The organism is Mycobacterium sp. TH-M11 (assembly GCF_057473725.1).
On sequence record NZ_JBYCLD010000142.1, the window covers coordinates 1 to 3,054 of the forward strand.

Sequence of the window (3,054 nt, forward strand, 5' to 3'; positions counted from 1 at the left end):
CGGCAAGCAGGCGTCCGTCCTCTTTCCAGACCGAGGCCTTCAACGTCTCCCCGGGATAGGCGACACCGGCGAACCGGGCGCCGTAGGAGCCGACGGCGGCAGCGTCGGCGTCGAGGAACGCATCGGTCAGCGCCTTGCAGGTCATGCCGTAGGTGCACAGCCCGTGCAGGATAGGCCGCGGAAATCCTGCGCGAGCAGCGAATTCGGGGTCGGAGTGCAGCGGGTTACGATCGCCGCAGAGCCGGTAGAGCAGCGCCTGCTGTGGCAGCACCGGGATGTCGAGTTCGACGTCTGGCGCCCGGTCCGGGGTGGCCGTGCTGCTCGACGGTCCGCGGTCACCGCCGAATCCGCCCTCTCCGCGGGCGAAGATCGACCGGCGTTGGGTCCACAGCAGCGTCCCGTCTGGCGCGGTCACTGACGTCTCGGACCAGATCACCGCGGCTTTGCCTTTGTCCCAGATGTCGGTAAACCGGGTGACTGCCTTCCCTGAACCCGACGGCGGCAGCGGCGCGGGCGCGGTGACCTGCTCGCTGGCGTGCAGGACTTTGCTCAACTCGACGTCGATGCCGGGAAACTGCACGGTCGGCGGCCTGGTCATGTGAAAGCTGGCGGCGACGCTGCCGAATGTCGGCAGCACCTGCGGAGTGTCGTCGAGCAGGTAGCGCAGTTCGCGGGAATCCAACGGGTCGGCGCCCGCGCCCAGACCGAGGTGGTAGAGCTGGATATCGCTGCTGCTCCAGGAGAATTCGATCGGCTCCAGCACCGCGGCGAGCGCGACGTCCACATCAATCGGCATGTCAGCCCTTTCCCTCGGACGCTCCAGCTATGTGCAGAGCGGCCAGGTAGCCGAAGGTCATGGCGGGCCCGATGGTGCCACCCGGACCGGGATAGGTGTGACCCATCACCGGGGCGCTGACATTGCCTGCGGCGTAAAGGCCTTCGATGATGCTGCCGTCGTCGCGCAGCGCCCGGCCGTGCACGTCGGTGCGGACACCGCCCTTGGTGCCCAGGTCGCCGGGCACCATCTTGGCGGCGTAGTACGGGCCATGGCTGATCTCGCCGAGGTTGGGGTTCGGCTTGTTGGTCGGATCGCCGTAGTACCGGTCGTAGGCACTCTCACCGCGGTGGTAGTCGGAATCGACGCCCGAGCGCGCGAAGCCGTTGAACCGCTGCACCGTTGCGGTGAAATCGTCGGCGGGCAAGCCGGCCTTGGCGGCCAACTCCTCCAGGGTATTTGCCTGGACGATCACGCCGGATTCCATCCATTTGCGTGGAATACGTTGTCCTGGCTGTAATCCCGCAAAGATGTAGCGGTCGCGGTATCGCTGGTCGAAAACCAGCCAGGCCGGGATGTTCTCGCCCGGCCCGGGGCCCTGGCCGTACTCGCCGCCGTACATGTGATGGCACGCCTCGACGTACGGCATGGATTCGTTCATGAATCGCTGGCCGGACATGTTGACGATGATAGAGCCGGGGGAGTTGCGTTCCGACAGCGCGAACCACGGCGCTCCTACCAGTGGAACCGTCGGGCCCCACCAGGCGTCTTCCATGATTTCCAATGCCGCACCGAGCTTTTCGGCGGCCACGATGCCGTCGCCGGTGTTGGCCTTCGCGCCGACGGTCCATTCGGTGCTGATTGGTGCGCGCTGGTACTTCACCCGCATTTGCTCGTTGTGCTCGAACCCGCCGCAGCCGAGTATGACGGCCTTGCGCGCCCGAATAAGTTGCGGCTCTGCGGCTTCTGATCCCAGAGTGTCGCGGACGTAGATGCCGCGGACCGCACCGTCCTCGACGTAGAGGTCGGTCAGCGCCGTGTTGAGCCGCACCGGCACGCCCGCCTTGCGGAGCCCGACCCGAAGCGGGGCGATCAGCGCGCGTCCCATGCCGACCAGGTTCTGCCCGGTCGCTTTAGCCCACATGGTGCGCCCGCCGACCTTGAGGCTGCGCAGCACGCCGCGCGGATGACGTTTGAGCTGATTCAGTCGCACGTAATCCTGTTGCATCACAACGACATTAAGTGGGACCTTGCCGTACGGCGGCTCCAGGCCGGCCAGGTCGGGCCCGAGCTTCTTGGCGTTGAACGGCTTCGGCTCGATCGAACGGCCGCCCGCGCGACCGCCCGGTGCCTCGGGGTAATAGTCAGCGTATTGCGGCACCCAGCACATCTTCAGCGGGGAATGCTTCAGCACGAACGACAGCATCTCTGGTCCACGCTCGAGGTAGGTGTCGATGCGCTGCGCTTCAACGACATCACCGACGATCCCGTGCAGGTAGGTGCGGGCAGCCTCGGCCGTATCCTTGACCCCGGCCCGCTTGAGGACCTCGTTGTTGGGAATCCACACGCCACCCCCGGAGCGGGCGGTGGAGCCGCCGAAGTGGGCGGCTTTCTCTACGATCACCGTGCTAAGTCCCCGGTGGGCGGCCGCGAGGGCAGCAACCATGCCGGCGCCGCCGCTTCCGACCACGACGACGTCGAACTCCTGATCCGTCATGTAGAACACGTTATAGAATTGCCGGGGCCGGGCGCTACTGCCCCGGTCAATCGAGTGAGGGGACTTCGGCCAATGCTTTCGTCAGCCACCCGTGATGCGCTGGCCGCCGACCTCGCAGAGGCTGAACGGACCCGTCGGCCGATCACACCGCTGACGTCCGCTCACGCCGGTATCGACGTCGTCGACGCCTACGAAATTCAGCTGATCAACATCCGGCAACGGGTGGCCGAGGGCGCCCGGGTGGTGGGCCACAAGGTGGGTCTGTCGTCGTTGGCGATGCAGCAGATGATGGGTGTCGACGAGCCTGACTACGGCCACCTGCTCGACGAGATGCAGGTCTTCGAGGACGTCCCGGTCCGCTCCGAGAAGTATTTGTATCCGCGGGTGGAGGTCGAAGTCGGGTTCATCCTGGCCCGCGACCTGCCGGGCGCAAGCTGCACCGAGGAAGACGTCCTGGCGGCGACCGAGGCGTTCGTGCCGTCGATCGAGCTGATCGACACCAGGATCACCGACTGGAAGATCGCGCTGTGCGACACCATCGCCGACAACGCATCGTCGGCGG

At 66.1% G+C, this 3,054-nt stretch carries 3 protein-coding genes; 1 reads left to right on the forward strand and 2 read right to left on the reverse strand.

The features are described from left to right. Positions 1-796: MaoC/PaaZ C-terminal domain-containing protein (locus AC2VOG_RS06175; protein WP_486939033.1), on the reverse strand; the 796-nt coding region annotated here is incomplete at its 3' end. Position 797: 1 nt separating this feature from the next. Then, the gene (gene kstD, locus AC2VOG_RS06180) at positions 798-2,492 is read right to left on the reverse strand and encodes a 3-oxosteroid 1-dehydrogenase (protein WP_486939034.1); all 1,695 of its coding nucleotides are present in this window, start codon (positions 2,490-2,492) and stop codon (positions 798-800) included. 72 nt (positions 2,493-2,564) lie between these two features. Here kstD and AC2VOG_RS06185 point away from each other — a divergent pair. Next, on the forward strand, positions 2,565-3,054 hold a 490-nt coding region (locus AC2VOG_RS06185; RefSeq protein WP_486939035.1), incomplete at its 3' end, for a 2-keto-4-pentenoate hydratase.